Raw genomic sequence first — 23,173 nt, 5'->3', positions numbered from 1 at the left:
CGGCGGAGCGGTCGAGCGGGGGCCCGCGCGATGTTTCAGAGCGACGGGCGGATCAGTTCGTCCGTGACCCACCGCGCGATGCCGTCGGGATACGGCACCGGCAGCCCGAGGACGACATGCCGGAATCCGGCATCGAGGGCTTCGCCGATCGCCTCCCGCGTGGCGCCGGGCCGGCCGGTGTCGACGGGCAGGTGGATCGAGCGGACGATGGAGGCGGGGTCGCGGCCGATGTCCTCGCAGTAGCTGTCCAGCAGGGCGCCGCGGCGCGCCACGTCGGCCATGTCACCGCCGGGGACGTTCCACAGATCCGCGTGCTCGGCCACCACCCGCAGCGTGGCGGAGGAACGTCCGCCGATGAGGATCGGCGGGTGCGGGCGCTGCACGGGCCCGGGGCTGCCGAACGCCCCGGTGAGGTGGTGGTGACGGCCGTGGAAGTCGAAGGGTTCCTTCTCCGTCCACAGCCGCCGGATCACCGTGCAGGCTTCGGCGAGGCTCTCCACCGCCTGCGCCGGAGGATGGAAGGGCAGGCCGTGCGCCGGGTACTCGCGCCACGCCTCGGGCGGGCTGGGGCGGGAGCCGACACCGATGCCGAAGTCGAGCCGCCCGCCGGAGACGATGTCGACGGTCGTGGCGATCTTGGCGAGCAGCGCGGGCGGCCGGAACCGGTTGCTGGTCACCATCACGCCGAGCCGCAGGCGCCGTGTCTGCGCCGCGAGGGCGGAGAGCAGCGTCCAGCCCTCGAACGTCGGCCCGTTCGGGTCGCCGAAGATGGGCATGAGGTGATCGAACAGCCAGGCGTGCTCGATCTCCGGTATCGCGTCGGCCTCGCGCCATACGCGCAGGACGTCGTCGTAGCCCACCTGGGCGGGGGCGGTCATGATCCCGAAACGGGGTCGGAGTGCGGGTGACATGGGCTGCCGTGCCTCCGGACGGTCAGCGGCGACGACGCAGTGACGCGTCGAGCAGCGCGGGCGGCGTGTCGAACTTCTCGTGCGCGGCCAGGTCGACACCGGGAGCGACGATGCCGTCGATCGCGTCGAGCACATCGGCGGAGAGCACGGTGTCGGCGGCGGCGAGCTGCGACGTGAGGTGTTCCGTCGTACGGGGGCCGATGAGTGCGCTGGTCACGCCGGGGTGCGCGGTGACGAAGCCGAGGGCCAGCTGGATCATGGTCAGTCCGGCCTCGTCCGCGACCGCGGCCAGCCGCTCGACGGCGTCGAGCCGGGCCCTGTTGGCGGACTGCGCGAGGTCGAAGCGGTCCGGCATGAACGTCGAGCGGTGTGTCGTGACGTCCTGACCCCTGCGGACCGCGCCCGACAGCCATCCCGACGCCAGCGGACTCCACACCAGCACGCCGAGCCCGTATTCCTCGCTCACCGGCAGGACGTCGGCCTCGATACCGCGCTGCAGGATCGAGTAGCTGGGCTGCTCGGTGACGTACCGGCCGAGCCGCAGGTCACGGGCGGCCCACTGGGCCTGCACGATGCGGTGGGCGGGGAAGGTGGAGGAGCCGAAGTAGCGGATCTTGCCCGCGCGCTGGAGATCGGTCAGCGCCGACAGGGTCTCCTCGTCGCCGGTGGTCGGGTCCCAGCGGTGCATCTGGTAGAGGTCCACGTGGTCCACGCCGAGGCGGCGCAGGCTGTCGTCCAGCGCGGTGACCAGCCAGCGGCGCGAGCCGCCCTTGTGGTTGCGCTCCTCCCCCATCGGCATGGTCGCCTTCGTGGCCAGCACGATGTCGTCGCGGCGGCCGGCGATGGCCTTGCCGACCATCTCCTCGGACTCCCCGCCGCTGTACATGTCGGCGGTGTCGATGAGGTTGATCCCGGCCTCCAGGGCCGTGTCGACGAGGGCCGTGGCCTCGTCCTGGGTGGTGCGTCCGATCGCACCGAAGTTCATCGCGCCGAGCGCGAGAGCACTGACCTGTACGCCGGTCCGGCCCAGGGTGCGGTACTGCATGTCCGTATCTCCTCATGACAGACTGAACCCGAAACGGAACACCGTTCCGGTACCCCTGGAACGATACGGAACACTGTTCCGTTTTGGCAAGCACGGGCGACCACGGTCGCGCTCGGGCGTGCGTGAGAGCATGCGGGAGCATGCGAGAGGCGGAAGGAACGACGCGGTGAACCGAAGCGACCAGGGCAACGACGCGGACGGCGGGCCCGCGGCCCCGTCACGGCGCAAGGACGCCCGGCGCAACAAGGAGACGCTGCTCGATGCGGCCACGGCGGTCTTCGTCACCTCCGGCGTGGACGCCCCGGTGCGCGACATCGCCTCCCGGGCCGGCGTCGGCCTCGGCACCCTCTACCGGCACTTCCCGACCCGGGCGGACCTGATCATCGGCGTGTACCGCCACCAGGTCGAGGCCTGCGCCGAGGCCGGTCCGGCCCTGCTGGCCACCGCCGCCACCCCGCACACCGCCCTGCGGCAGTGGATCGACCTCTTCGTCGACTTCCTGGTCACCAAGCACGGCCTCGCCGCCGTCCTCCGCTCCGACCAGGCCGGCTTCGGGGCCCTGCACGACTACTTCCTCGACCGCCTGCTGCCCGTCTGCGCCGAGCTGCTCGACGCCGCGGTCACCGCCGGTGAGATCCGCGCCGACATCGACGCCCTCACCCTCATGCGCGGAGTCGGCAACCTCTGCATCGGCGCGGAGAGCGACCCCGACTACGACGCACGCCGGCTGGCCGGCATCCTCGTCGACGGCCTGCGCCGGCCGGGCCGAGAGGACCGGACGTAGGTCCGTACCAACCTTTTGCCCCACCCCGGTCACGCCGCAAGCCCCCCTCTTGGAGTGGGAGTTGCGGCATCTCAAGACGATCCGGGCGATCGCGGACGCGGGCAGCCTCACCCGGGCGGCCACCGACCCGGGACTCGCCCAGCCCGCGCTGAGCGCACAGCTCATGCGGATCGAACGCGCCTTGATCGGCGCTCTGTTCGAGCGCGGCCGGCACGGGGTGCGGGCCACCGCGCGGGGCGAGCTGGTGCTGGAGCACAGCCGGATCGTGATGCCCGCGGCGACCGAACTCCAGCAGGAGGCGGCCCGGTCCGCCCGGACCTCCCGCGCGACGGCCCGTTTCCGGCTGGGCGGCCCCGTCTACCGCTGTCTCCGGGGCCACCGGGCCCAGTCCGGCCGGCAGTCGTCGAACGTCCCGGCCCTGTGGCAGCGCGCCTGATCCACGCCTGACCATCCCGGCGGGGGCCGGCACGGCCTCGGGCACGCCGGTCCGGCGCGCCCGGGGCCTGCACCGTTATCAGTGCCTGTCCGTCTTCCAGTCCTGGGCCAGGAGTCCGAGCAGTACCTCGTCCATGAACTCGCCCATCACCCAGGCCGAGGAGCGCAGCACGCCCTCGCGGACGAAGCCATTGCGCTCGGCGGAGCGCAGCATCGCGGCGTTGTCCGACAGGGTCTCGATTCCCAGCCGGTGCAGGCCCCGTACGACGAAGCCGTAGTGGCACAGGACCGCGACCACGTCGGTGCCGTAGCCCTTGCCTCGGGCGGCCGGCAACAGCCCCAGCCCGATGTGGGCGGACCGGTTGTGATGGTCGATGCCCCACAGCGTCGCGGTGCCGACCAGCGTGCCGCCGGCCAGCTCCACCACGGAGAACGGGACGTGTCCCTGCTCCGTGTCGTCCACCACGAGCCGCGGATCCTTCGAGCCGGGCGTGACCGGCCGCCAGGGACCGCCCTCGGCCCGCGAGGCGTTGACCACGTCGTCGTACAGCTCGGCCCGCAGGACCGGAATATCGTCCTCGTGCCGGGCCCTCAGCCCGACCTTGTCGCCTCTCAGCATGCAAGCTTCCTATCCGACCGGCCCGGCCCCCCGCAAAGCATTTGGGGCCCGGATCTCAGTGGACGCAGAGGCAGAACGGATGGCCGGCCGGGTCCGCGTAGACCCGCCAGTTGGCCCCCGGGCGGATCTGGTCCGTCCGCTCCAGCACGGTCGCACCGAGGGCGAGCGCCCGCTCCTCCTCCGCGTCGAGGTCGTCGACGTCGAAGTCCAGGTGGAGCTGCTGCGGACGTTCCTGGTCGGGCCATGCGGGCGGCCGGTAGCCGTCCGCACGCTGAAACGCCAGCGGAGTCCCTTCAAAACCGTGCACCTCGACCCACTGGGGCTCCTCCGGGTCCGCGACCACCCGGCCGCCGAGCAGTCCCGCATAGAACTCGGCGAGCCGCACCGGATCAGCACAGTCCAGCGCGACGGCCTGCAGCTTTCGGATCACTTCCGACCACCCTCCGTTCCACCACCAGGGGCACGACCCCCCGTACGGAGGGGCCCTACCCGTCACCACACCGGGCATGCCCGGAGGCAGGAGCTACCGGGTCAGGTCAGCACGCTCACCTGTTGCTCCCGATGACCTGGCTACCCGTCCCTGTGAGCACCCGCCCCGACGGCGACGCCTCCGGCGTCGCACCGCCCGGTGACCGGACTCAGTCCGCCCTGCTCTCGAAGACCTCGGCTGCCGACGCCGCCGTGACGGCCCGGGTGAACCAGACGTTCAGTGTGTCGATGTCCCAGCAGCCTGCGATGCGTTCCCGGTCCTCATCGGAAACCGGGACGCAGGAGGCTGCCAGGTACGTGGCGTATCCCTCCGCCCTGAGCTGCAGCGCAGTCTGCGACGGGAAGAGGGAGAGGTCCGTCAGTCCGCGGTCCCCGTCTCATCGGCCGGCGCGAACACCTCGGCCGCCGACCTCGCCGTGAGAGCCCTCTTCAGCCACACGTCCAAGACCTCGGGGTCACCACAGCCGGCGATGCGCTCCCGGTCCTCTTCGCCGAGCTCGACACCCCGGTGCCCCAGAAGGACCAGAACAGCCTCAGCCCGGCCCTTCACCTGACCCTTCGCCTCGCCCTCGGCACGGAGCTGCTGGGCGGTCTGTGACTGGAAGAAGGAGAGGTCGACGGCCATGAGATGCCTCCAGAGATCCGCGGCCTGCGTCGTGCCCAGGCCTTGTTCCATGAGTGTCCATGCGCAGCAGCGTGTCCACCCGCCGCTCCAGCGGCCGGGTCTCCGTGAGGTCGGTGGAGAGTTCCGAGGCGGACACGGGTGGGGGGAAGGCGACGCCCAGATTCCTGGCGACGCGCGAGAAGAGGCCCGGTTCCTGCTGGAAGATCCGGTGCAGGGCCTCATGGGATGAGCTGACCATGAGGCGAAGCTATGGACGGAATGACATGTGCCGCACGCATATGGCCCACCATTCCCGCGATCGAGTGACCGATCGACAGCGGAATTGACGCCCGCGCAGCGAAAGGGCCCGTACGACCGAAGTCGTACGGGCCCTCTCAGGTGCTCGCAAGCAGGAGCTACCAGGTCAGATCAGCAAGCTCACTTGTTGATCTTGGTGACCTGGCCGGCGCCCACGGTCCGGCCACCCTCACGGATGGCGAACTTCAGGCCCTCCTCCATGGCGACGGGCTGGATGAGCTCCACCTTCATCTCGGTGTTGTCACCCGGCATGACCATCTCGGTGCCCTCGGGGAGGGTCACCACGCCGGTCACGTCCGTCGTACGGAAGTAGAACTGCGGGCGGTAGTTGTTGAAGAAGGGGGTGTGACGGCCACCCTCGTCCTTCGACAGGATGTAGGCCTGGGCCTCGAACTCGGTGTGCGGGGTGACCGAGCCCGGCTTGATGATGACCTGGCCGCGCTCGACGTCCTCGCGCTTGATGCCACGGAGGAGCAGACCGACGTTCTCACCGGCCTGGCCCTCGTCGAGGAGCTTCCGGAACATCTCGATGCCGGTGACCGTGGTGGTGGTCTTCTCCTGCTTGATACCCACGATGTCAACGGTCTCGTTGACCTTGAGGATACCGCGCTCGATACGACCGGTGACGACGGTGCCACGACCGGTGATCGTGAAGACGTCCTCGATCGGCATCAGGAACGGCTTGTCGACGTCACGCTCGGGCTGCGGGATGTTCTCGTCCACGGCCTTCATCAGCTCGAGGACGGAGTTGCCCCACTCCTTGTCGCCCTCGAGGGCCTTGAGCGCCGAGACCTTGACGACCGGCAGGTCGTCGCCCGGGAACTCGTACTCGGAGAGCAGCTCGCGGACCTCGAGCTCGACGAGCTCCAGGATCTCCTCGTCGTCCACCATGTCGGCCTTGTTCAGGGCGACGACGATGTACGGAACGCCGACCTGGCGGGCCAGGAGCACGTGCTCCTTGGTCTGCGGCATCGGGCCGTCGGTGGCGGCGACCACGAGGATGGCGCCGTCCATCTGCGCCGCACCCGTGATCATGTTCTTGATGTAGTCCGCGTGACCGGGGCAGTCGACGTGGGCGTAGTGACGCTGCTCGGTCTGGTACTCGACGTGCGAGATCGAGATCGTGATACCGCGCTGGCGCTCTTCGGGAGCCTTGTCGATCTGGTCGAAGGCCGAGGCCTCGTTCAGGTCCGGGTACGCGTCGTGCAGCACCTTGGTAATGGCGGCCGTGAGGGTCGTCTTACCGTGGTCGATGTGACCGATGGTGCCGATGTTGACGTGCGGCTTAGTCCGCTCGAACTTCGCCTTCGCCACTGGGGTCCTCCTGTGGAGTGGTTCTGTACGCCTTACTTGAACGGCGCCAGGGATCTTTGCTGGGAAACCCGGGCCCGGGGCATTCCGCCAGGGTGGCGGCGGAATGCCCGCTTGCAGGCTCCGGGGTCAAGCCTAAAGCGTGGATACGGAGTCCGTTGAACGGAGCCCCTTACTCGCCCTTGGCCTTCGCGATGATCTCCTCGGCGACGTTCCGCGGAACCTCGGCGTAGGAGTCGAACTGCATGGAGTAGCTGGCACGGCCGGACGTCTTGCTGCGCAGGTCGCCGACGTAGCCGAACATCTCCGAGAGGGGCACGAGGCCCTTCACGACGCGGGCACCCGCCCGCTCCTCCATGGCCTGGATCTGGCCACGGCGGGAGTTGATGTCGCCGATGACCTCACCCATGTAGTCCTCGGGCGTGGTGACCTCGACGGCCATCATCGGCTCCAGGAGCACGGGCGAAGCCTTGCGCGCGGCCTCCTTGAAGGCCTGCGATCCGGCGATCTTGAAGGCGAGCTCGGAGGAGTCGACCTCGTGGTAGCCACCGTCGATGAGCGTGACGCGGACGCCCGTCATCTCGTAGCCGGCCAGGATGCCGAACTGCATGGCCTCCTGCGCACCGGCGTCCACCGAAGGAATGTACTCCTTCGGGATGCGGCCACCGGTCACCTTGTTCACGAACTCGTAGGAGGCGTCGCCGCCCTCGATCGGCTCGATCGCGATCTGCACCTTGGCGAACTGACCGGTACCACCGGTCTGCTTCTTGTGGGTGTAGTCCACGCGCTCGACGGTCTTGCGAATCGTCTCACGGTAGGCGACCTGCGGCTTACCGACGTTGGCCTCGACCTTGAACTCACGGCGCATACGGTCGACCAGCACCTCGAGGTGCAGCTCGCCCATACCACCGATGATGGTCTGGCCCGTCTCCTCGTCCGAGTGAACCTGGAAGGACGGGTCCTCCTCGGCCAGGCGCTGGATCGCGACGCCCAGCTTCTCCTGGTCACCCTTCGACTTGGGCTCGATGGCGACCTGGATGACCGGCGCCGGGAAGTCCATGGACTCCAGGATGACCGGGCTCTTGTCGTCGGACAGCGTCTCACCGGTGGTGGTCTGCTTCAGGCCCATGACGGCGACGATGTCGCCGGCGCCCACCGACTCGATCTCCTCACGCTTGTTGGCGTGCATGCGGTAGATCTTGCCGATGCGCTCCTTCTTGCCCTTCACGGAGTTCAGCACCGCGGTGCCGGACTGCAGGCGGCCCGAGTAGACCCGGACGAAGGTGAGCTTGCCGAGGTGCGGGTCGCTCATGATCTTGAAGGCGAGCGCGGCGAGCGGCTCGTCCTCCGACGGCTTGCGCTTGACGACGACCTCGGGGTCCTTGACGTCGTGGCCCTCGATGGCCTCCACGTCGAGCGGGGTCGGCAGGTAGCGCACGACCGCGTCGAGCAGGGGCTGAACGCCCTTGTTCTTGAACGCGGTGCCGCAGAACACCGGGGTGACGGTGGTCTCCTCGGACTTGCCGGAGGCGATGGTGATGCGACGGACCGCGGCGTACAGCTGCTCCGTGGTGGGCTCCTGGCCCTCCAGGTACAGCTCCATGATCTCTTCGTCGTTCTCGGCGACAGCCTCGAGCAGCTTGCCGCGCCATTCCTCGGCGGCCTCGGTGTGCGTGGCCGGGATGTCGACGATGTCGTACATCTCGCCCTTGGCCGCCTCGGCGGACCACACGAAGGCCTTCATCGTCACCAGGTCGACAACGCCCTTGAAGTCGGCCTCGGCACCGATCGGGAGCTGCATGACCAGCGGCTGGGCGCCCAGACGGTCCGAGATCATCTCCACGCAGCGGTGGAACTCGGCGCCGGTACGGTCCAGCTTGTTGACGAAGCAGATACGGGGCACGCCGTAGCGGTCGGCCTGACGCCACACCGTCTCGGACTGCGGCTCGACACCGGCGACACCGTCGAACACGGTCACGGCACCGTCGAGCACACGCAGGGAACGCTCCACCTCGACGGTGAAGTCGACGTGGCCCGGGGTGTCGATGATGTTGATCGTGTAGTCGTTGTCCTCGAGCGGCCAGTGACAGGTGGTCGCAGCAGACGTGATCGTGATGCCACGCTCCTGCTCCTGCTCCATCCAGTCCATCGTGGCGGCGCCGTCGTGGACCTCACCGATCTTGTACGACACGCCGGTGTAGAACAGGATCCGCTCGGTGGTGGTCGTCTTGCCCGCGTCGATGTGGGCCATGATCCCGATGTTGCGGACCTTGGCCAGGTCAAGTGAAGTGGTAGCCATAAGGCTTCAGTCTTCTCTCGGTCTCGATGTGGGTAGCGACTACCAGCGGTAGTGCGCGAAGGCCTTGTTGGACTCGGCCATCTTGTGCGTGTCCTCGCGCTTCTTCACAGCGGCGCCGAGGCCGTTGGAGGCGTCGAGAAGCTCGTTGAGCAGACGCTCGGTCATGGTCTTCTCGCGACGGGCGCGGGAGTAACCGACCAGCCAGCGCAGCGCCAGGGTGTTGGCACGACCGGGCTTGACCTCGATCGGCACCTGGTACGTGGCGCCACCGACGCGGCGGGACTTGACCTCGAGGGTCGGCTTGATGTTCTCGAGAGCGCGCTTCAGCGTGATGACCGGGTCGTTGCCGGTCTTCTCGCGCAGGCCCTCCATGGCGCCGTACACGATGCGCTCGGCGGTGGAGCGCTTGCCGTTCAGCAGCACCTTGTTGATCAGGGAGGTCACCAGAGGAGAACCGTAGACCGGGTCGATGATGACCGGGCGCTTCGGGGCGGGGCCCTTACGAGGCATTCTTACTTCTCCTTCTTGGCGCCGTAGCGGCTGCGGGCCTGCTTGCGGTTCTTGACACCCTGGGTGTCGAGGGAACCGCGGATGATCTTGTAGCGAACACCCGGCAGGTCCTTCACACGGCCGCCGCGCACGAGCACGATGGAGTGCTCCTGCAGGTTGTGCCCCTCACCCGGAATGTAAGCAGTGACCTCGATCCCGCTGGTCAGACGCACACGCGCGACCTTACGCAGGGCCGAGTTCGGCTTCTTCGGGGTGGTCGTGAACACACGCGTGCAGACGCCACGACGCTGGGGCGAACCCTCGAGTGCGGGCGTCTTGTTCTTCTCGACCTTGTCCTGCCGGCCCTTCCGGACCAGCTGCTGGATCGTAGGCACTACTTCTCCGGTTTCTGTGTGCCGAATGGTGAAGCTAACCTGGAACGTCACCGACCCACGCGGTCGGGTGTGTCGAATCCTGCGGACTCCCGCCGCAAAGCAGAAGAAGGCGCTGAATCACGGTGGCCGTTTCGCAGCCCCCGGTGCGGTGTGATGGCACGCACGGAGGCCAGGGCACACCCCAGGCACAAGGTCTGAGCGTACCTACCTCACGGACTCCGGTCAAAACAAATGGAGCGACGCCCGGGAAGCCGGACTCTTCCCACTTCGCCCTGCCGGATTTCCGTCACCCTCGCGGACCGTCCGTAACCGCGCACCGGGCCTCCGGTCGCGCCCCGGCCGCCCCGCGCCCCCTCCCTCCCCCGCGGCCGGCCGGCCTTCCGCTTCCCGGCCGTCCGCCGCCGATCGACGGCCCCCTTGTGGCCGATTTGCCGTGTTGGCCGGATCCAGCCCTTTACAGGTGCGTCGCTCAGTACTTTGATCCGTCCGCCGCAGACGAACGGGGGGTTCAGCTGATGACATCGGCGCCGTACGGACCGGACGACAGCCGTCTGGAGGACCGGGTGCCTTTCCTGGCCCGTCTGGAGAGCCAGGAAAGGACCGCACTGCTCTCGCTCGGCCGCGAGCTGCACTTCGCCCCGCGGGTCGTTCTGCTGCACCAGCGCGAACCGTCCTCGCACGTCCTGCTGCTGGTCCAGGGCTGGACGAAAGTCACGGCCGCTGCGGCCAACGGCTACGAGGCGCTGCTCGCCCTGCGCGGCGCCGGTGACGTCGTCGGCGAGTCGGCCGCGCTGACCGGGCGCCCCCGGTCGGCGACCGTGACCGCGCTGGAGCCGGTGCGGGCGGTGGCCGTGGAACACCTGCGCTTCAAGGACTTCCTGGGCCACTCCCCGGCGGTGTCCTTCGCCCTCCTCGGCCTCACGGCGGACCGCACCCGGGCGGCGGACCGGCGGCGCCTCGAGTTCGCGTCGATGAGTGTGCGCCAGCGCTTCGCGGTACTGCTGCTCGACCTGGCCCGCAGCCACGGCCGCCGTACCGACGAGGGCGTCGAGCTCGCCGTACCGCTCAGCAAGCAGGAGCTCGCGGGGTCGGTCGGCGCGTCGCGGGAGATGGTGCAGCGTCTGCTGCGGGAGCTGCGCGAGAAGGAAGCCGTCTCCACCGGCCGCCGCACACTGCTGATCCTCCGCCCCGACCTCCTCCGCCGCATCGCCGCCACCGACCAGCCGGCCCCGACCGTTCCCTCCCCCCAGCGCCCACCCGAGAACATCAGCCCCACCGGCGTCCCACGCAGCCCCTCCGGCGCCTGAGGAGCGGGGTCTGGGGCGGCGCCCCAGGTCCGGGACGGGAAGGGCCGGCGGGGGCGAACCCACCCACCGATCCCCCGCCCCCGTCCCCGCCCCACCCGGCTCAGCGGAGATCCCCACTCGCCCCACGCGGTGTTCTGTGCACACGGTCACAGTTCCAGTGGGTCATACGCCCTCACACCCCACCCCCCGCTCCCGGCACGCTGCTGCCCTGCACCGCCATCCCCACCGTCCGAAGGGCGACCATGACCGACCCCGTGAGCCGCACGATCCTGTTGCTGGACATCGAGAGGTTCAGCGACCGGGACGACGTGGAGCAGGCGTATCTGCGGCGCATGCTGTACGACGTCACCGACCGCGCGCTGGAAGCCGCCGGCATCGACGAGACCCTGCGCGCGCGGGCCGACCGCGGTGACTCTGTGATGGAGCTGATCGACGCGAACGCCCCGGTGACGGCGCTGCTGCGGGCCCTGCTCACCGAGGTGCCCGCACAGTTGCGGGCCGTCAACCGCATGGCGTCCCGCTCCGCGCAGATGCGCCTGCGCGGTGTCGTCGCCGGCGGATACGTGGCCGTCGACCGCCACGACGGCTGGGTCGGTACCGACCTGAACCACGCCTGCCGCCTGCTGGACGCCGCCCTGCTCCGCGCGGCCCTGCGGGAACGCGAGGACGACTTCGCCCTGTGTGTCTCGGACTCCGTGTACACCGGAGTCGTGCGGCACGACCACCCCGGCGTCCCGGCCGCCGGCTTCCACCGCATGGCGGTGGACAGCAAGAACGGCCTGCTGACGGCGTGGCTGCACGGTCCCGTGCCGGAGAACTCCGGGGACCGGAGCGAGGGCTGCGAGGACCCCGGTGACCGGGGGGCGGGGGAGGCGCCGGGCGGGTCGGGGGACCGCCCGGCGCCGGCCGCCCGGTCGCACCAGGACGGTCCGCACCAGAGCCGCCCGGCGCCGGCAGCACATCGGGGAGCCCCGGCGCCGGGCCCCGTCCTCGACATCAGCGGGGGCACGGTGAGCTTCGGCGGCGGTTACGTCGCCGGTGACCAGCACGGTGTCTCCGGCGGCGAGGTCACGGGAGACGTCGTGATGGGCGGCAAGACGGAACGGAGTGAGCGGCCGTGAGCGGCCAGGAACCGCCGGCCGCGGGCCCGGCCGACGGCAGAGCGGCGGGCGGCGGTTCGGCGGCCGCCGCCGCGCCGGGCGAGCCGTCCTCCGACGAGACGCCCAAGGACGGCACCGCCGAGGAGTCCCAGGGGCGCGACCAGCCGCAGAACGCCTGGTCGGCCCGGCGGGACCTGGTCGACCACAGCCCGCGCACCATGAGGGTCGGCTCGCGGTCCGCGTTCGGCGGCGGCTACACCGGGGGCGACCAGCACGGCGTCTCCGGCGGCCGGGTCACCGGCGATGTGGTGATGGGCAGCAAGACGGTCCACCACTGGTCCATCCCGGGACTGTCCACGGTCGCCTCCGCCGCGGGCGAGATCCCGCGCGCCACCCTGGAACGGCTCGCCGCCTCCTTCGTCACCGTCGGCGACACCTTCTTCGAGAGTCTGGTGGACCGGCTGCGCCGCGACCGCGTCCTGGTGCTGTCCGGCGCCCGCTTCACCGGCCGGCGCACGGCCGCCCTGATGCTGCTGCACCGGGTCGGCGCCACCTCCGTACTGGCCCTGGACCGCGACACCACACCCGGCTCCCTCCCCGAGAGGTTCACCGCCCGGGACGGCGACGGCGACACGGCCGCACGTACCGGCACAGGCACGGGGCCGGACTCCGCCGTCGGGACCGCCCGCGCCCGCGGCTACGTCCTGTGCGACCTCGTGACCCGGCGCGGCAACGCCCTGCGCGAGACCCATCTGCTGAGTGCCGCGGACCGGCTCGCCGAGCAGGACGCCTACGCGGTGATCACCGTCGGCCCCACCGCCGTCCTGGAGGACGACGTCGCCGCCGCCGACTGGCGGCCGCCCACCGCCGAGGACGTACTGGCCGCACATCTGCGCGTCCGCTCCCCCGAGGAGACCGTCGAACGCCTGCTGGGACTCCCTGAGGTCAAGGAGTTCCTGGACCACGGTCACCAGCTGCGCGAGGTCGCCGCCTTCGCCCAGCTCCTCGGCCGGTACGCGGCGGGCGAGGTCACCGAACAGGCGGTCGCCGACTTCTCGCTCGTCTCACTGGAGAACCAGGTCCAGGAGTGGTTCGAGGAGGACGAGTCCGTCGTACACCTGCGCGACAAGGCGTTCCTCATCGCGCTCGCCGCGTTCGACGACGGCCCGTACGCGCTCACCGCCGAGCTCAGCGACCTGCTCTACGGCCTGCTGCAGCAGACGGAGAACCGGGCCACGGTGCCCGTGATCCCCGTCTTCGGCACCCACATCGGCAAACGGCTCCAGCTCGCCCGCGCCGAGCGCCACGAGGCCGAGGAACACACCGAGTGGGGCCCGGTGACCCAGACGAAGGCCGCCTTCCACGACGAGCGGGCCTCCCTGGTGCTGCTGCGGGAGGTGTGGACCGGCCATCCGTCGGCCCGGCCCGCGCTGGTCGCCTGGCTGCGTCACCTCGCCGACGACGGCCGGCCCCTGGTCCGCACCCGGGCCGCCTCCACCGTCGCCGTCCTCGCCCGTACCGACCTGCCCTCCGCGATGGCACTGGTCATAGAGCCGTGGGCGACCTCCAACCTGTTCCGGCACCGGCTCGTCGCGGTCAACTCGCTCACCCTGGCCCACCACATCGGCACCCCCAACATCCCGCGCATCCTCGACGCCTGGTCCACGGCCGAGGACCGGCGGCTGCGCTGGGTGGCCGTCCGGGCGTACGCGCTGATCGGCCCCGAGCGGCCCGCCCAGGCCCTCGCCGCACTGCGCGACGCCACCCGGGCGCTGTACCGGCACTTCGGCGATCCGGACGACTTCGACGTGGAGATGGCGCGGGAACTCGCCGAGGCCGTGGAACTGCTGCTGCTGTCACCGGCCGACGAGGAGGTCCTCGCCGGCCTGCTGGCCCGCCTCGACGACGAGCGGGCCGTGCGCGACCTCTCCCTCGGCGGCTTCGTCAACGCCTGCCGCCGTACCGAGGGCGACGACCGGCGGTACGGCACTCCGCTGGTCCTGAGCTGGTACGCCCGTGCCTCGGCCGACGACGACCGGACCGCCGCCCGGGGCATCGCGCGCCTGTGGCGGGAGACCCTCGGCGACCCGCACTACACCGGGCACGCGCTGGAGGTCCTGCGCGACTGGGTGCTGATCGCGAGCCGGTCCACGACCGTCGAATGGGCCCTCGCCGCGCTGCTCCCGACGCTCGTCACCACACCGACGGAGCACCAGCGGCTGACCCATCTCCTGCGCACCATGCCGGGCGAGGACGGCAACCCCCCGCCCGAGGTCACCACCCGACTCCTGAGCACGCTCCCGCCCCGCTTCCCACGCTGACGAAAGACGCGCCATGCCTTCCTTCCGCCGTCCGTACGAGTGGCAGCAGTCCGGCGACCGGCACACCCGGCTGATCGACCCGGTGCTCACCGTGCGGCAGCTGTCCCGGTTCGAGCTGTCCATCAAGCACGTGGTCCGCATCGACCACGCACTGGTCTTCTCCACCCCGAAGGGCGGGTACGAGGCCTATCCGCCGCCGACCAGACCGAACCGCAGTGAGATCGCCGCCCGCCGGTACACCGCGGTGTACGAGGTGGACATGGGCGTCCACCCCTTCACCGACGCCTTCACCCTGCCCAGCGACAACGACGCCCTGGAGTTCACGGCCGAGGTGGACGTCTCCTGGCAGGTGCTGGACCCGGGACGGTTCGTGGCCAGCGGCATCAGGGACGTGCCCACCATGCTCATCGGCGAGTTGCAGCAGGCGGCCCGGCCGGTCACCCGCGGCTTCGCCATCGCCGACAGCGGGGCGGCCGAGCGGGAACTGCTGCGGGCGGTCACGCTCCTCGGACCGCTGGGCGCTGCGGCGGGACTCCAGGCCACCTGGACACTGCGGGTGCGCCGCGACCAGGCGAACATCGACCACCAGCAGCGGCTCCAGGCCATCGACCACTCCGCGACCGAGCACGTCCGCACGGCGCAGCAGGGCATGCGGGTCGACGTCGAGACGGATCACCGCCACCGGCAACAGGACGAACTCCAGATCGAGCGGGCCATGGCGTACGGGAGCCGGCAGCAGGAGCTGGCCCTTCAACAGCAGCGCTGGCAGCACGACCAGATGATGCTCGAGGGCCGGCAGGCGCTGGAGCTGCAGCAGCTGGAAGCCGAGAAGATCAAGTTCTACCAGTGGCATCTCTCGCAGGGCGGTGTGCAGTCCTGGGCGCTCCATCTCGCCCAGCACCCGGAGGACTCGCGGCTCGTGATGACCAGCATGCGCGACGACCAGCTCCGGATGATCCAGGCGCAGATGGAGCTGGTGAAGGAGCTGCTGGGGAGCGAGGGCGCGGAGAAGTTCGAGCTGGAGGGGCCCAAGCAGCTGGCGCTGCGCACCGTGAGCGACATCCTCAACCAGCGTCTCCCGGGCGTTCCCCAGAACCCGTCCCTGCTGCCGCCGGCGGACGGCCCCCCGGGCACCCCGCCCGCTCCGGACCCCGGCACGGATCCGGGCGGCGCCCCGATCGCGGGCGCGGGCGCACCGCCGCCCCCCACGAACCCCGCTCCCGCCGTGCCGCACACGCCGGGAGCGCCACCCACCGCCCACACACCGGCTCCGCCCCCCACGGCTCCCGGCCCGGCAGCGCCGTACACCCCGCCCCCGGCGCCGTACACCCCGCCCGCCGTTCCGGCCGGACCGTACGCGAGCCCCGTGCCACCGCCCTACACGCCCACCGTCCCCGCCACGCCGTACACCCCGCAGCCCGCACCCGCCACGCCCGCGTGGCAGCCGCCGCCGGGCTACGGCACCACACCCACCGCCCCCGGCCAGGCCCCGCCCACGCCCCCCACCGCTCCCACCACTCCCCCCGCCGACCGGGCCGACACCGGAACACCCCCGGGGGAGCCGCCGCACGGCGCCCCGCGGGACCCCGCCGCCGGGGAGGACGGACCATGACGGCCGACCCGGCGCCGCCGGCACCCACCCCCACGACGACAGCGACCCCGGACACCCCCGGCCCCGCTCCGGACCCCACGCGCGCACCCTCCTCCGCGTACCGCGCACAGGTGGGCGAGCGACTGCTGGGGGACCTGCGCACCGAGATAGCCCGCGCCGACAGCAAGGCGGCCGTCCTGGTCGCCGCGCTCGGCATCACCGCGGGCGTGTTCAGCGGACTGCTCGCCGGCCGGGACTGGTCACCGGGCTCCCTCTCGGCGACCGGCGCCACGCTGTGGTGGGCCGGGACCGCGTCCCTCGGCCTCTCCCTGTGCGCGCTGCTCCTGGCGGTACTGCCCCGCTACCGCAGCGGGACCTGGTTCCGGGGGCAGCCGCTGTCGTACTTCGGGGACATCCGGCGGGCCGCGCGGGCGGGTCTGCTGGACACCGCGCTCACCGACACCGCGGCCGACCCGGTGGCCGGTCTGACGGCGGCGCTCACGGAGACGAGCCGGATCGCCTGGCGCAAGCACCAGTGGATCCGTACCGGCCTCATCGCCTTCTGCGCCGGCACGCTCCTGCTGCCGGCCTCCCTGCTGATCGGCTGACCCACGGGCCCGCCACCGATCACGTCACAGCGAAGGAAGAACCATGACCAAGCCACCGCCGACCCCCGCGGAGCACCCGGAGCCGACCGGCCGCCGCCCCGAACAGCCGCCGCCCGCCCCCAGAGCCCCGTCCGCACCCTCGCCCGAACCTCAGCCGTCGCCCCCGGCCGTTCCCCGGCCGCACATCCCCGCCCAGCACCAGCAGGCCCCGCAGCGCCCCCGGCCCCCGCGCCCGGGCGCAGACGTCCCGCGGCATCAGCGTCCCGGCATGGACGCTCCCGAGTACCCGCGTCCGGGTATGGACGCTCCCCCGTACCCGCAGAGCCCTCCGTACCCGCAGAGCCCTCCGTACCCGCAGACCTCTCAGTACCCGCACCCGAACCAGGTCCCGCAGCACCCGGCTCCGGTCCCGGAGGCCCCGCAGTACCCGACCTCCGCTCCCCAAGCTCCTCCGTACCCGCACGAGACCCCCCAGCCCCCTCAGCACCCGGCCCCGCAGGCCGCCCCGCCCTCCGCTGCCGGCCCTCCCCGGCAGCCACACCCCATACAGGCTCCGCAGTACCCGGCCCCGGACCCGCGGTACCCGGACCCGGCCCCGCAGACCCCTCACCAGCAGGCCCCGCGGTACCCGGACGCGACCGCGCAACCCCCTCAGTACCCGCAGCAGCACCCCACCCCGGCCTCGGCTCCCTCCCCCGCTCCGGCCTCGCTAGCCCCTCAGTACCCGAGCCCCTTCCCGGCGCCGCAGGCCGCCCCGCCCGCGCCTCCCGGGCCCCACTCCCCGCAGCACCCGCACCACATCGACACCGATCACCACGGCCGGGTCCACATCTCCGGTCAGCAGCGCCACACCGACGCCACCGCCTTCGGCAACCTGCTCCTCTACCTGCCGAACTTCCTGTGCAGCCTCCTCGTCGTCGGCCTGGTCTCGGCCTTCTTCGGCAGCCTCGGCATCGTGGTCGTCCTGGCCTGGCTGGCCAGCGGCGCACTCATGTTCCACCGCCCGACGGAACGCGCCCTCGCGCGCCATCTGCTCCGTTTGCGCTACCCCACTCCACAAGAACGAGCCAAACTCGAACCGATCTGGCGCGAGGTCACCTCCCGCGCGGGCGTCGACGGCCGCACCTACGAGCTGTGGATCGAGGACAGCGACAGTCTCAACGCCGTCGCCGCGGCCGGGCACATCGTCGGCGTCACCCGGTTCGCCCTGCACCAGCTGCCCAACGGCGAGCTGGCCGCCGTGATGGCCCACGAGCTGGGCCATCACGTCGGCGGCCACGCCTGGTCCTCACTGCTCGGCTACTGGTACGCACTGCCCGGCCGGTTCGCCTGGCAGCTGGTGCGCCTGGTCACCGCGTTCATGTTCCAGCTGTCGCGGGTGTTCTCCTGCCTCGGCGTGGCGTTCTTCTGCCTCGTCGTCGGCAGCATCACCATCGCCTCGATCAGCACCCTGTACGGGCTGCCGCTGCTGTTCCTCGCCCTGCCGTACGCACTCGCCGCAGTCGGCCGCCGTGCCGAACTCCGCGCCGACCAGCACGCCGCCGCGCTCGGCTTCGCCCCGATGCTGGCCGCCGTACTGCAGAAGATGCACCAGCAGGAGGAACACGAGCAGCGGGAGGCCGCCATGATCGCCGCCGCGGCCGGGAAACCGCCGGCCGCGGAGACCTCGACGAGCAGGCTGCTGGCCTCGCACCCGGACTACCACACCCGGTTGCACCACCTGCAGCCGTACCTCCAGCCGGCCCGCTGACCGACCCGCTGACCAGCCCGCTGACCGGCCCGTCCGGACGACAGTCCGGGCGGGCCGGGCCCGGTCAGCCCGTTCCCACCATCGCGGCCAGCAGGACGAAGAAGCTCAGGAAGATCACCCAGCCGGCGACCGACAGCCAGCCGAGCACCAGCCCGGTCAGGACGAAGCCATCACCGGCCTCACCCGTGCGGCGGATCTCCGACTGCGCCATGTGGCCGAGGATCACGGCCGGGAGACCGGTGAGGCCGCCGGTGGCCAGGGACAGGACGCCGCAGACCATGGAGGCGATCGCCTTGCCGTTCGTCGCCGGCTGCGGCCGGGGCAGAAACGTCGCCGGGACCGGCCCCGCGGCCGCCATCGGCTGGAACTGCTGGGGCTGCGGGCCCTGCGGCAGATCGGCGACCAGCAGCGACAGCTCGGCTATGGTGCGGGCGGTGTAGGCCCGGGCGACGCGCTTCTCGAATTCGGGGTGGTCCAGCCTGCCCTCGCCGTACCCGGCCCGCAGGACGTCCACGGCGCGCTCCCGGTCGGCGTGCGAGGCCAGCATCGACGGGGCGCCTGGCCCCTGCAGGGGATTGTTGCCCTGCCACGGGGTCGGGTACGACACGGCTGCCTCCCGGGGGGCCGGACAGGAATCTCTGACAAGTGTATTCACCCACTTGAACGCACCGTAGCGGGAGTTTGGTTCCACCGGACCCCCGTCGCACCCGCGTGATCCACGACCGACCCCCGCCGGGCTCGTCCCGACGGGCCCGGCACGCCGAAGGGCGGCCACCCCGTACGGAGTGACCGCCCTTCGGATCAAGCTGCCCGCTTACTGGTTGTACGGACCGTAGTCGTAGTCCTCCAGCGGAACGGCCTGGCCGGAGCCCGTGCCGAACGGCGAGTAGTCGATGTCGTCGTAGCCGACGGCCGAGTACATCGCGGCCTTGGCCTCCTCGGTCGGCTCGACCCGGATGTTGCGGTAGCGGGACAGACCCGTACCGGCCGGGATGAGCTTACCGATGATGACGTTCTCCTTGAGGCCGATGAGGCTGTCGGACTTGGCGTTGATCGCCGCATCCGTCAGCACTCGGGTCGTCTCCTGGAAGGAGGCGGCCGACAGCCAGGACTCCGTCGCCAGCGAGGCCTTGGTGATACCCATCAGCTGCGGACGACCGGAGGCGGGGTGACCGCTCTCCTGGACCACACGACGGTTCTCGGTCTCGAACTTCGAACGCTCGACCAGCTCGCCGGGCAGCAGCTCGGCGTCGCCCGACTCGATGATCGTCACCCTGCGCAGCATCTGCCGGATGATGATCTCGATGTGCTTGTCGTGGATCGACACGCCCTGCGAGTTGTAGACCTTCTGGACCTCGCCGACCAGGTGGACCTGGACGGCACGCTGACCCAGGATGCGCAGCACGTCGTGCGGGTTGGTGGCACCCACCGTGAGCTGCTGGCCCACGTCGACGTGCTCGCCCTCGGAGACCAGGACCTTGGCACGCTTGGAGATCGGGAACGCCGTCTCGTCGCTGCCGTCGTCCGGGGTGACGACCAGCTTCTTCGTCTTCTCGGTCTCCTCGATCCGCACGCGGCCGGAGGCCTCGGAGATCGGGGCGACACCCTTGGGCGTACGGGCCTCGAAGAGCTCGACGACACGCGGCAGACCCTGGGTGATGTCGTCACCGGCCACACCACCGGTGTGGAAGGTACGCATCGTCAGCTGGGTACCGGGCTCACCGATGGACTGGGCGGCGATGATGCCGACCGCCTCACCGATGTCGACCAGCTTGCCGGTGGCCAGCGAACGGCCGTAGCACATCGCGCAGGTGCCGACGGCGGACTCACAGGTCAGGACCGAGCGGGTCTTGACCTCCTCGACGCCGCGGGAGACGAGCTCCTCGATGAGGACGTCTCCCAGGTCGGTGCCGGCCGGGGCCAGCACCTGCCCGTCGACGACGATGTCCTCGGCGAGGCAGCGCGCGTACACCGAGGTCTCGACGTCGCCCTCCTTGCGGAGCACGCCCGTCTCGTCCCGGCTGGCGATCTTGAGACGCAGACCGCGGTCGGTGCCGCAGTCCTCCTCGCGGATGATGACGTCCTGGGAGACGTCGACCAGACGACGGGTGAGGTAACCCGAGTCGGCGGTACGCAGAGCGGTGTCCGCCAGACCCTTACGGGCACCGTGCGTGGAGATGAAGTACTCCAGCACGGACAGACCCTCACGGAACGACGCCTTGATCGGACGCGGGATCGTCTCGTTCTTCGCGTTCGACACCAGACCACGCATACCGGCGATCTGACGCATCTGCATCATGTTGCCTCGTGCGCCCGAGTTCACCATCATGAAGATCGGGTTGGTCTTCGGGAAGTTCTCGTTCATCGCCTCGGCGACCTCGTTGGTCGCCTTGGTCCAGATGTTGATGAGTTCCTGAGTGCGCTCGTCCTTGGTGATGAGACCGCGCTCGTACTGCTTCTGGACCTTCTCGTCCTGCGCCTCGTACCCCTTGACGATCTCCTTCTTCGCCTCGGGAACGACGACGTCGGAGATGGCGACGGTGACGCCGGACCGGGTGGCCCAGAAGAAGCCGGACGCCTTCAGGTTGTCGAGCGTCGCCGCCACGATGACCTTCGGGTAGCGCTCGGCGAGGTCGTTGACGATCTCCGAGAGCTGCTTCTTGCCGACCTCGTAGTCGACGAACGGGTAGTCCTCGGGCAGCAGCTCGTTGAAGAGCGCGCGGCCCAGGGTGGTGTTCAGCCGGAAGCTGTCACCCTGCTGCCACTCCCTCTCCGCGACGGCGTCGTCCCCGTCCTCCCGCGCCGGCGGGGTCCAGCCGCGCGGCGGGATGGTGCCGACCGGGAAGCGGACGTCGATCCTCGACTGGAGCGACAGCTCGCCCGCGTCGAAGGCCATGATCGCTTCGGCGACCGAGGCGAAGGAGCGGCCCTCACCCTTGAGGTCGCGCATCTCGCCGTCGGTGGTGAGGAAGAACAGACCGAGGACCATGTCCTGGGTCGGCATCGTCACCGGACGGCCGTCGGCCGGCTTGAGGATGTTGTTCGAGGACAGCATCAGGATGCGGGCCTCGGCCTGCGCCTCCGCGGAGAGCGGCAGGTGAACGGCCATCTGGTCACCGTCGAAGTCCGCGTTGAACGCGGTGCAGACGAGCGGGTGGATCTGGATGGCCTTGCCCTCGACCAGCTGCGGCTCGAAGGCCTGGATGCCGAGGCGGTGCAGCGTGGGCGCACGGTTCAGCAGAACCGGGTGCTCCGCGATGACCTCTTCGAGGACGTCGTACACGACCGTGCGGCCGCGCTCGACCATGCGCTTCGCGCTCTTGATGTTCTGCGCGTGGTTCAGGTCGACCAGGCGCTTCATCACGAACGGCTTGAAGAGCTCCAGCGCCATCGCCTTCGGCAGACCGCACTGGTGCAGCTTGAGCTGCGGGCCGACGACGATCACGGAACGCGCGGAGTAGTCCACGCGCTTGCCGAGCAGGTTCTGACGGAAGCGGCCCTGCTTGCCCTTGAGCATGTCGGACAGCGACTTCAGCGGACGGTTGCCGGGGCCCGTCACCGGGCGGCCACGACGGCCGTTGTCGAAGAGCGCGTCCACGGCCTCCTGGAGCATGCGCTTCTCGTTGTTCACGATGATCTCGGGCGCGCCGAGGTCGAGAAGCCGCTTCAGGCGGTTGTTGCGGTTGATGACACGGCGGTACAGGTCGTTCAGGTCGGAGGTCGCGAAGCGGCCACCGTCCAGCTGCACCATCGGACGCAGGTCCGGCGGGATGACCGGCACGCAGTCGAGCACCATGCCCTTGGGGCTGTTGCTGGTCTGCAGGAACGCGGAGACGACCTTGAGGCGCTTGAGCGCACGGGTCTTCTTCTGGCCCTTGCCGGTGCGGATGATCTCGCGGAGGCGCTCGGCCTCCTCGTCGAGGTCGAAGGACTCCAGGCGCTTCTGCAGCGCCGCGGCACCCATCGATCCGTCGAAGTACGTGCCGAAGCGGTCGCGCAGCTCGCGGTAGAGCAGTTCGTCGCCCTCGAGGTCCTGGACCTTGAGGTTCTTGAACCGGTTCCACACCTCGTCGAGGCGGTCGATCTCGCGCTGCGCACGGTCGCGCAGCTGCTTCATCTCACGCTCGGCGCCCTCGCGCACCTTGCGGCGCACGTCGGCCTTGGCACCCTCGGCCTCGAGCTCGGCGAGGTCCGTCTCGAGCTTCTTGGCGCGGGCCTCGAGGTCGGCGTCGCGGCGGTTCTCGACCTGCTGGCGCTCGACGGAGACATGGGCCTCCAGCGAGGGCAGGTCGCGGGTGCGGCGCTCCTCGTCGACGTACGTGATCATGTACGCCGCGAAGTAGATGACCTTCTCCAGGTCCTTCGGGGCGAGGTCGAGCAGGTAGCCGAGGCGCGACGGGACGCCCTTGAAGTACCAGATGTGGGTGACGGGCGCGGCCAGTTCGATGTGGCCCATCCGCTCACGGCGCACCTTGGCGCGCGTGACCTCCACGCCACAGCGCTCACAGATGATGCCCTTGAAGCGGACACGCTTGTACTTGCCGCAGTAGCACTCCCAGTCCCGGGTCGGACCGAAGATCTTCTCGCAGAAGAGTCCGTCCTTTTCGGGCTTGAGCGTGCGGTAGTTGATCGTCTCGGGCTTCTTGACCTCGCCGTGGCTCCACTGACGGATGTCGTCAGCGGTGGCCAGACCGATCCGGAGCTCGTCGAAGAAGTTGACGTCGAGCACTATGCGTCAATCCCTCTCAGGGTTGTAAGTCTTGGGGTCTGAAACGGGGGTCCTGGGGCGGGCGGCCC

Annotated in this window: 18 protein-coding genes and 1 pseudogene; 8 read left to right on the top strand and 11 right to left on the bottom strand. The window is 70.3% G+C overall.

The features are described from left to right. Positions 1–35 precede the first annotated feature (35 nt). Together HTV45_RS03315 and HTV45_RS03310 are read right to left on the bottom strand one after the other, a co-directional pair. Positions 36–878, bottom strand: a complete 843-nt coding sequence (locus HTV45_RS03315; RefSeq protein ID WP_251691040.1) for an LLM class flavin-dependent oxidoreductase — start codon at positions 876–878, stop codon at positions 36–38. Positions 879–933: 55 nt separating this feature from the next. Beyond that, positions 934–1,956 carry an aldo/keto reductase gene (locus HTV45_RS03310; protein ID WP_215204046.1) on the bottom strand — a complete coding sequence of 341 codons (1,023 nt, stop codon included), beginning with the start codon at positions 1,954–1,956 and terminating at the stop codon, positions 934–936. Between the two features lie 130 nt (positions 1,957–2,086). On the opposite strand from HTV45_RS03310, the gene HTV45_RS03305 reads away from it, so the two are divergent. Together HTV45_RS03305 and HTV45_RS03300 are read left to right on the top strand one after the other, a co-directional pair. Continuing rightward, positions 2,087–2,740: a TetR/AcrR family transcriptional regulator gene (locus HTV45_RS03305; protein WP_215204045.1), complete on the top strand. Its 654-nt coding sequence runs from the start codon at positions 2,087–2,089 to the stop codon at positions 2,738–2,740. Between the two features lie 49 nt (positions 2,741–2,789). Beyond that, positions 2,790–3,092 (top strand): annotated as a pseudogene (locus HTV45_RS03300) (LysR family transcriptional regulator); the annotation flags it as partial. A 162-nt stretch (positions 3,093–3,254) separates the two neighbouring features. Here the strand turns inward: HTV45_RS03300 and HTV45_RS03295 are convergent. From HTV45_RS03295 to rpsL, 7 genes are all read right to left on the bottom strand, one after another. After that, positions 3,255–3,794 carry a GNAT family N-acetyltransferase gene (locus HTV45_RS03295; protein WP_215204044.1) on the bottom strand — a complete coding sequence of 180 codons (540 nt, stop codon included), beginning with the start codon at positions 3,792–3,794 and terminating at the stop codon, positions 3,255–3,257. A gap of 55 nt (positions 3,795–3,849) precedes the next feature. Then, positions 3,850–4,224, bottom strand: coding sequence for a VOC family protein (locus tag HTV45_RS03290; protein WP_215204043.1), 375 nt, complete (start codon positions 4,222–4,224; stop codon positions 3,850–3,852). 417 nt (positions 4,225–4,641) lie between these two features. Further along, complete coding sequence (locus HTV45_RS34955; RefSeq protein WP_308309075.1) at positions 4,642–4,908, bottom strand: hypothetical protein; 267 nt, start codon at positions 4,906–4,908, stop codon at positions 4,642–4,644. A 417-nt stretch (positions 4,909–5,325) separates the two neighbouring features. Then, on the bottom strand, positions 5,326–6,519 hold the full coding sequence (gene tuf / locus HTV45_RS03280; protein WP_215204042.1) for an elongation factor Tu: 1,194 nt from the start codon (positions 6,517–6,519) through the stop codon (positions 5,326–5,328). A 169-nt stretch (positions 6,520–6,688) separates the two neighbouring features. Continuing rightward, entirely contained in the window at positions 6,689–8,815 is a 2,127-nt protein-coding gene (gene fusA / locus HTV45_RS03275; protein WP_215204041.1) for an elongation factor G, read from the bottom strand. 39 nt (positions 8,816–8,854) lie between these two features. Next, entirely contained in the window at positions 8,855–9,325 is a 471-nt protein-coding gene (gene rpsG / locus HTV45_RS03270) for a 30S ribosomal protein S7 (RefSeq protein WP_003974303.1), read from the bottom strand. Between the two features lie 2 nt (positions 9,326–9,327). Next, entirely contained in the window at positions 9,328–9,699 is a 372-nt protein-coding gene (rpsL, locus tag HTV45_RS03265) for a 30S ribosomal protein S12 (RefSeq protein WP_003948652.1), read from the bottom strand. Positions 9,700–10,214: 515 nt separating this feature from the next. Between rpsL and HTV45_RS03260 the strand changes: the two genes are divergently transcribed. The 6 genes from HTV45_RS03260 (at position 10,215) to HTV45_RS34755 (ending at position 18,376) form a co-directional block, all read left to right on the top strand. Then, a complete protein-coding gene (locus HTV45_RS03260) occupies positions 10,215–11,006 on the top strand; it encodes a Crp/Fnr family transcriptional regulator (RefSeq protein WP_215204040.1) in 792 nt (263 codons plus the stop codon). Between the two features lie 242 nt (positions 11,007–11,248). Next, positions 11,249–12,127: a hypothetical protein gene (locus tag HTV45_RS03255; RefSeq protein ID WP_215204039.1), complete on the top strand. Its 879-nt coding sequence runs from the start codon at positions 11,249–11,251 to the stop codon at positions 12,125–12,127. After that, positions 12,124–14,427, top strand: a complete 2,304-nt coding sequence (locus HTV45_RS03250) for a hypothetical protein (RefSeq protein ID WP_215204038.1) — start codon at positions 12,124–12,126, stop codon at positions 14,425–14,427. Before HTV45_RS03255 ends, HTV45_RS03250 begins: the two co-directional genes overlap by 4 nt. A gap of 13 nt (positions 14,428–14,440) precedes the next feature. Further along, the gene (locus tag HTV45_RS03245; RefSeq protein WP_215204037.1) at positions 14,441–16,039 is read left to right on the top strand and encodes a hypothetical protein; all 1,599 of its coding nucleotides are present in this window, start codon (positions 14,441–14,443) and stop codon (positions 16,037–16,039) included. Then, the gene (locus tag HTV45_RS03240) at positions 16,036–16,626 is read left to right on the top strand and encodes a Pycsar system effector family protein (RefSeq protein WP_251691039.1); all 591 of its coding nucleotides are present in this window, start codon (positions 16,036–16,038) and stop codon (positions 16,624–16,626) included. The genes HTV45_RS03245 and HTV45_RS03240 overlap by 4 nt, the downstream gene beginning before the upstream one ends. Before the next feature lie 268 nt (positions 16,627–16,894). Continuing rightward, complete coding sequence (locus tag HTV45_RS34755) at positions 16,895–18,376, top strand: M48 family metalloprotease (RefSeq protein WP_285899602.1); 1,482 nt, start codon at positions 16,895–16,897, stop codon at positions 18,374–18,376. Between the two features lie 64 nt (positions 18,377–18,440). Here HTV45_RS34755 and HTV45_RS03230 read toward each other — a convergent pair whose 3' ends face one another. Both HTV45_RS03230 and HTV45_RS03225 read right to left on the bottom strand, forming a co-directional pair. After that, positions 18,441–18,983, bottom strand: coding sequence for a DUF1707 and DUF4190 domain-containing protein (locus tag HTV45_RS03230; protein WP_215204036.1), 543 nt, complete (start codon positions 18,981–18,983; stop codon positions 18,441–18,443). A 207-nt stretch (positions 18,984–19,190) separates the two neighbouring features. Further along, entirely contained in the window at positions 19,191–23,105 is a 3,915-nt protein-coding gene (locus HTV45_RS03225; RefSeq protein ID WP_215204035.1) for a DNA-directed RNA polymerase subunit beta', read from the bottom strand. Between the last annotated feature and the right edge of the window lie 68 nt (positions 23,106–23,173).

The sequence above is a fragment of the Streptomyces sp. CHD11 genome (assembly GCF_018638295.1).
In the GTDB taxonomy this organism is placed as follows: domain Bacteria; phylum Actinomycetota; class Actinomycetes; order Streptomycetales; family Streptomycetaceae; genus Streptomyces.
Note: the sequence above shows the minus strand (reverse complement) of the source record. Positions and strands in the feature narration are given on the sequence as shown.